This is a genomic window from Streptomyces sp. NPDC055189 (assembly GCF_053606765.1).
In genome coordinates, this window is the sequence record NZ_JBSGSG010000172.1 from 1 (window position 1) to 5,835 (window position 5,835).

The 5,835-nt window shown below is 71.4% G+C and carries 7 protein-coding genes; 2 read left to right on the forward strand and 5 right to left on the reverse strand.

Translation table 11 applies throughout. The features are described from left to right. Nucleotides 1-83 precede the first annotated feature (83 nt). The 4 genes from ACWFR3_RS46450 to ACWFR3_RS46465 all read right to left on the reverse strand — a co-directional run bounded on the left by ACWFR3_RS46450 (nt 84) and on the right by ACWFR3_RS46465 (nt 3,848). On the reverse strand, nt 84-1,079 hold the full coding sequence (locus ACWFR3_RS46450; RefSeq protein WP_453740771.1) for an NAD-dependent epimerase/dehydratase family protein: 996 nt from the start codon (nt 1,077-1,079) through the stop codon (nt 84-86). Nucleotides 1,080-1,163: 84 nt separating this feature from the next. Beyond that, nucleotides 1,164-1,781 (reverse strand): winged helix-turn-helix domain-containing protein, encoded by a 618-nt coding sequence (locus ACWFR3_RS46455; RefSeq protein WP_453740772.1) that lies wholly within the window; start codon nt 1,779-1,781, stop codon nt 1,164-1,166. Nucleotides 1,782-2,188: 407 nt separating this feature from the next. Next, on the reverse strand, nt 2,189-3,208 hold the full coding sequence (glnII, locus tag ACWFR3_RS46460; RefSeq protein WP_453740773.1) for a glutamine synthetase: 1,020 nt from the start codon (nt 3,206-3,208) through the stop codon (nt 2,189-2,191). Nucleotides 3,209-3,377: 169 nt separating this feature from the next. Continuing rightward, the gene (locus tag ACWFR3_RS46465) at nt 3,378-3,848 is read right to left on the reverse strand and encodes a hypothetical protein (protein ID WP_453740774.1); all 471 of its coding nucleotides are present in this window, start codon (nt 3,846-3,848) and stop codon (nt 3,378-3,380) included. 185 nt (nt 3,849-4,033) lie between these two features. On the opposite strand from ACWFR3_RS46465, the gene ACWFR3_RS46470 reads away from it, so the two are divergent. Then, nucleotides 4,034-4,906 (forward strand): alpha/beta fold hydrolase, encoded by an 873-nt coding sequence (locus tag ACWFR3_RS46470; protein ID WP_453740775.1) that lies wholly within the window; start codon nt 4,034-4,036, stop codon nt 4,904-4,906. A gap of 28 nt (nt 4,907-4,934) precedes the next feature. Here the strand turns inward: ACWFR3_RS46470 and ACWFR3_RS46475 are convergent, their stop codons facing one another. After that, nucleotides 4,935-5,303, reverse strand: a complete 369-nt coding sequence (locus tag ACWFR3_RS46475) for an arsenate reductase family protein (protein ID WP_453740776.1) — start codon at nt 5,301-5,303, stop codon at nt 4,935-4,937. A gap of 154 nt (nt 5,304-5,457) precedes the next feature. Here ACWFR3_RS46475 and ACWFR3_RS46480 point away from each other — a divergent pair, with 154 nt between their 5' ends. Then, a complete protein-coding gene (locus ACWFR3_RS46480) occupies nt 5,458-5,763 on the forward strand; it encodes a hypothetical protein (protein ID WP_453740777.1) in 306 nt (101 codons plus the stop codon). The last annotated feature ends 72 nt before the right edge of the window (nt 5,764-5,835 follow it).

Sequence of the window (5,835 nt, forward strand, 5' to 3'; positions counted from 1 at the left end):
CGGCTGGACTTTCCAGCCGACCGCCGCCCCTTCGGGGGCGCGGGGAACTGCGCGACAAGCCCCCACCGGACCCGGACCCGCAGTCACAAACCCAGCGCCTTCGCCTCCACCTCCGGGGCCAGGCCCACCGTCGGGCGGTCGGGGCGTTGCGGGGCCTGGCCGCCGATCGACTGGAGCCAGGTCCACGTGTCCGCGACCGTGTCCGCCACCGGACGTGCCCGCAGGCCCGCGGACACGGCCTTCTCCGTGGAGGTGCGGTGCATGGAGTCGTGCATCTCGCCCGGCGGCGCCCACACCGGGAGCTGCGTCCACGGTTCGATGCCGTGCTCGGCGATCACCGAGGGGTCGGTCCACCGCAGCTCCACGTCGTCCGCGCCCGCCACGGCCACGCACGCCTCCAGGAACTCCTCCGTCGTGGTGTGCGCGATGGGGGAGACGACGTTGTACGGACCGTGCAGGCCCGCGAAAGCCGCGTCCAAAACCCACTGGGCGAGGTCGCGCGCGTCGATGTACTGGAGGTCCAACTCCCTTGGCCCCGGGGCCAGTACGGGACCACCGCGGGCGATCCGGTTCAGCCACCACGGCAGCCGCCCGATGTTCTCGTACGGACCGAGGATCAGCCCCGCACGGGCGAGCACCGTGCGCTCCGCCCCGAACTCCGCGAGGGCCGCGAGCTCCCCGCCCCGCTTGTCCTCGGCGTACGCCACCGCGTCCGCGTCAGGATCTCCCCCGACGAGAGAGTGGCTCTCGTCCGAACCCGCCGCGATCGGCCACTGGTACACGGAGACGCTCGACACGTAGACGTACCGCCCCGCCCGCCCGGCGAGCAGCCGCGCCGCCTCGCGCACGGCGCGCGGTGCTCCCGACCAGGTGTCGACGACGACGTCCCATTCGGCGTCGGCGGCGGCGAGCGCGTCCAGGCCGCCGTCCGCCGTGCGGTCACCCAGCAGTGACACCGCACCGGCGGGTGCCTCGTGGCGCCCGCGATGGAAGACCGTCACCTCCCAGCCACGCGCGAGCGCCGCCTCGGTGACCGCCCGCCCCACGAACTCCGTACCGCCCAGCATCAGAAGTCTCATGCCGACGACTCTGCACGCCGCGTCCCGTCGGCGGAACCGGGTTCTGCTAGCGGCAGAGCCCGGCCCGACCAGGGAACCCGCGGGTCAGCGGGATGTCGGCGGCGCGTACTTGTAGCCCACCCGGCGCACCGTCTGGATCGTCTGACGGTGCTCGGCGCCCAGCTTGCGCCGCAGCCGCGCGATGTGGACGTCGACGGTGCGCCCGTCGCCCACGTGTCCGTACCCCCACACCGTGGTGACCAGCTGGTCGCGCGTGTGTACCCGGTGGGGGTGGGCGACGAGATGTGCGAGGAGCTCGAATTCCAGATAGGTGAGGTCGAGCTGCTGCCCGTCGACCTGCGCGGCCCGCTGGACGGTGTCGATCCACACGGGCCCGGCGGACGCCTGCTCCTTGCCGTGGCCGTGGCCGTGGCCGTGGCCCGGCGCGGCTGCCGGCTGCAGCGGCTCGGGCCCGGCGGTGACGGGCTCCTGCCCGGCCGGTACGAGGACCAGGTAGCCGATCATCGGCGGCTGGCCCGGCAGGGTGGGCAGCGTGTGCTGGGGGGCGGGCAGCCAGGTCGCGCCCGGCGGCAGGAAGTCGGTGATCTGCACCACCTCGTCCGGGGCGACGGCTCGCAGCCGCCCCCGGCCGGGGCTGGTCAGCGGCGTGGCGGTGGCGGTCGCGGTGGCGGTGGAGGCGGAGAAGGTACGGGAGTTCGCCATGGAAGTCAGCTCTTTCGCGCGGAGGAGTCGTCAGTCAACGAGGACGTACGTACGTCGTGCGCGTCAGGCGAAAGCCGGGTGAACGGCGTTAGAGGGCCTGCGCGTTCGTCGCGCGGCAACACACCCGGTCGAAGTCATGGTGCTGACGGGAAGGCCAGAACGGTTCGAGGTCGTGGTCACGACCCGTCGCGATGTTCCCGTAGCTGCCCATGGCCCCATTGAAGCAGATGGGAGGGGCGGCGGTCGTTCCCTCTCGCACGCTGATACGGGTCCTTGGCCAACCCTTGGCGTGAATTCGCCCCTCAGGACCGTCCTGAGGACCGCCATGCCGCAGGGGGCGGGCATGCCGCAGGGGGCGCCCACCGATTCGGCGGGCGCCCCCTGCGGAAACATACGAACCCATGGGGTCAGACCTGGCCGGCCTTCTCCAGGGCGGTGCAGCAGGTGTCGACGAGCAGCCGCGTCACGACGTACGGGTCGACGTTCGCGTTCGGGCGGCGGTCCTCGATGTAGCCCTTCTGCTCCACCTCGACCTGCCACGGGATGCGGACCGAGGCGCCGCGGTCGGAGACGCCGTACTTGTACTCGTCCCACGGGGCGGTCTCGTGCAGGCCGGTCAGACGGTCGTCGATGCCCGCGCCGTAGTTCTTGACGTGGTCGAGCGGCTTGGAGCCCTCGCCGAGGGACTCGCAGGCGGTGATGATCGGCGCATAGCCCTCGCGCATCGCCCGAGTCGAGAAGTTCGTGTGCGCGCCCGCGCCGTTCCAGTCGCCCTTCACCGGCTTGGGGTCGAGCGTGGCCGACACCTTGAAGTCCTCGGCGGTGCGGTAGAGCAGCCAGCGGGCGATCCACAGCTGGTCGGAGACCTCGAGCGGCGCGAGCGGGCCGACCTGGAACTCCCACTGGCCCGGCATGACCTCGGCGTTGATGCCGGAGATGCCGAGGCCGGCCTTGAGGCAGTTCTCCAGGTGCGCCTCGACGACGTCACGGCCGAAGATCTCGTCCGCGCCGACGCCGCAGTAGTAGCCGCCCTGCGCGGCCGGGAAGCCGCCGACGGGGAAGCCGAGCGGGCGGTCGCCCTCGAAGAACGTGTACTCCTGCTCGATGCCGAAGATCGGCTCCTGCGAGCCGAAGCGCTCCTCGATCTCGGCGAGCGCGGCACGGGTGTTGGACTCGTGCGGCGTCATGTCCGTGTTGAGGACCTCGCACAGTACGAGTACGTCGTCGCCGCCGCGGATCGGGTCGGGGCAGGTGAAGACCGGCTTGAGCACGCGGTCGGATGCGTGACCCTTGGCCTGGTTGGTGCTGGATCCGTCGAAGCCCCAGGTGGGGAGCTCGGCGCCGTCCGTCATGATCTTTGTCTTCGAACGGAGCTTGGCGGTCGGCGCGGTGCCGTCGATCCAGATGTACTCAGCCTTGAAGGTCACGGGGCCATCCTTTAAATGCTCGGTACGGCGCAGAACGTGCGGGTGCTGCGGTGCCGTGGTGATGCCGCGCAGCCTGCCAACGCGCGATTTCCCGTCCATTGCTCGAATGTGAACCCCGTGTTACCTGCGGTGGTTGTGGCTCACTTCACGTCCCGCCGCTTCTCTCGCGTCACTTGATGACGGCGTTGGCGGCCGCGATGAGCAGCCCGATCGTCGCGTCGGCCATGCCGAGGAGTACTGCCGAACGCCGCCGGTAACCCGCACGGAGCGCGCCGAAAGTGCCCCAGGTGAGCAGGAGGGCCGCGTTCAGGAGGAGCACGGAACAGGTGACGGGCTCCTCCGGCCAGTCGAAGGTGCCGGCGAGCACGAGCAGTGCCACGGTGGGCCAGCAGGCGACGATCACCGGCCACTCGTCAAGGAGCTCCCGGACCAACTGCCGCCACCGCTGCAGGCCCGTTCCCGGCCGGTGCGTGGACATGTGGTGCGCGTATCCGTGCGCGAGTGCGGCGGTGCCCGCGGTCACCATGATCCAGGCCGCGTCGTAGCGGGGCGTGTAGACCTGCTGTTTCGAGTGCAGCGCCGCGACCAGCGCGCTCGCGAGGATGGTTCCGTATACGCCCCCGGATTTCAGGCTCTGCACGGGCGCGCTCCTCTCCGTTCCCGGAACCGTCGTCCGGCCTGCGGCGTATGGAGTGCTCAACGCTATGGAGGTGTATGTAACGGTTCGCCGGATGTGCGTCATCGGTCCGCCGTCACCTCCGACCCCTGTCATGTCCGTGCCGGTGCGGGAGAGACTCGGGACCCGACCGACGGAGGGGGAATCCGATGGCGACCGAGGCGTTCTTCATCGCGTACGACAAGGTCCTTGCGAAGTGGCCCGCGGGGACGGAGCACCGCACGGTCTCCACGCCCTTCGGCGACACGTACGTCGCGGTGTGCGGCCCGGCCGGTGCCCCGCCCCTCGTGCTCCTGCCGGGCGGGGGCGCCACCGCCGGAAGCTGGTTCGCGAACGTCGGCAAATGGGCCCGCAAGCGGCGGGTGTACGCGGTCGACCTGATCGGCGAGGCGGGGCGCAGCGTGCCGGACGCGGGTCGGCCGATCCGGTCCGTGGCCGATCTGACGGGGTGGCTGGACGCGCTCCTCGACGGGCTCGGGACGGGAGGGCCCGGGACGGAAGGGCTCGGAACCGGCGGGGCGGTCGATCTGGGCGGACACTCGTACGGCGCCTGGATCGCCCTCCATTACGCCCTGCACGCACCCCACCGCGTCCGGCGTCTCGTCCTCGTCGACCCGACCCAGTGCTTCGCCGGATTCCGCCCCGGCTATCTGCTGCACGCGCTGCCGATGCTGCTCCGCCCCTCCGCCCGGCGCACACGCGCGTTCCTCGCCTGGGAGACCGGCGGCATCGCGCTGGACGCCGACTGGCTGCGCCTCCAGGAGCTCGCGGCCGGCTTCCCCACGGCGAAGCCGGTCACCGGACCGCGTCCGGCGCCGGACGCCCTGCGCGCCCTGCGGCTCCCCGTGCTCGTCCTGCTCGCCGGGAGCGGCCGCGCGCACAACGCGGGGAAGGTGGCCGCCCGCGCCGCGGAGCTGCTGCCCGACGTGCGGACGGCCGTGCTGCCGGGCGTCGGCCACCATGCGCTGCCGCACAGCCGGACCGCCGAACTCAACGGCCGGGTGGCCGAGTTCCTCGGCTGAGGCCAGGACCTGCGCGGCTGCGGGGCGGCTACCGGGACAGCGCGTCCCGAACCGCCTCCTCCGTGCGCCCCACCACCGCCGTGCCGTCGTCGGCGGTGATGATGGGGCGCTGGATGAGCTTGGGGTGCTCGGCGAGCGCCTTGATCCAGCGGTCGCGGCCCGACGCGTCGCGCGGCCAGGCCTCGCGGTCCTTGAGGTTCAGCTCCTTGGCGGCGTCCTCCTGGGTGCGCGTGATGTCCCACGGCTCCAGGCCGAGCCGTTCGAGGACGGCGCGGATCTCGTCCTCGGAGGGGACGTCGTCGAGGTAGCGGCGGACGGTGTAGTCGGCGCCCTCCGCGTCGAGCAGCGTGAGCGCGCTGCGGCACTTCGAACAGGCGGGATTGATCCAGATCTCCATGCCGCACACGCTACCCGCGACCCACCCGTCACAGCGCCCGTCGCGCCGCCCGAAAACCCGTCTGGCCAGCGGCGATTGTCAGTGCCCGGCGGTAGAATTGAAGCAATGTTCGAGGGTTCCCGACGGGGGTTCCTGACGCGACAGGAGGATGCCTGTGCCCGCTGCCGCACTCACATCGAAGTCGAAGCGCAACGCTTCCCGATCCGTGATCATCGACCCGACGTACGCACCACTGGAGAAGCGACCGCTCCCGGCAGGACGGCCGCGCGAGTGGTACATCACGCACAACCGGCGCCTGAAGGCCATGCGTCTGGCGATAGCCCTCCTCGACTCGGGCGTCTATCTGGCGAACCAAGCGAGCAACACCCGCATCCGGAGCATGGCTCAGGACGTGGGAATCCACCCGCCGTCGGACATCACCTGCCACATGGTGCGCGCCCTCATGCGCTACAGCCGCTGAGCGGTCACCACGGCGCGGGGGGGGGGGGGGGCGGCGCGCCCCCCCCCCCCCCCCGGGGGCAAGGAAGCACCA

What these genes read in the sequence shown, in the direction of transcription:
- ACWFR3_RS46450 (WP_453740771.1), bottom strand. Translation starts at nt 1,079, where the DNA reads ATGAGACTTCTGATGCTGGGCGGTACGGAGTTCGTGGGGCGGGCGGTC.
- ACWFR3_RS46455 (WP_453740772.1), bottom strand. Translation starts at nt 1,781, where the DNA reads ATGGCGAACTCCCGTACCTTCTCCGCCTCCACCGCCACCGCGACCGCC.
- ACWFR3_RS46470 (WP_453740775.1), top strand. Translation starts at nt 4,034, where the DNA reads ATGGCGACCGAGGCGTTCTTCATCGCGTACGACAAGGTCCTTGCGAAG.
- ACWFR3_RS46475 (WP_453740776.1), bottom strand. Translation starts at nt 5,303, where the DNA reads ATGGAGATCTGGATCAATCCCGCCTGTTCGAAGTGCCGCAGCGCGCTC.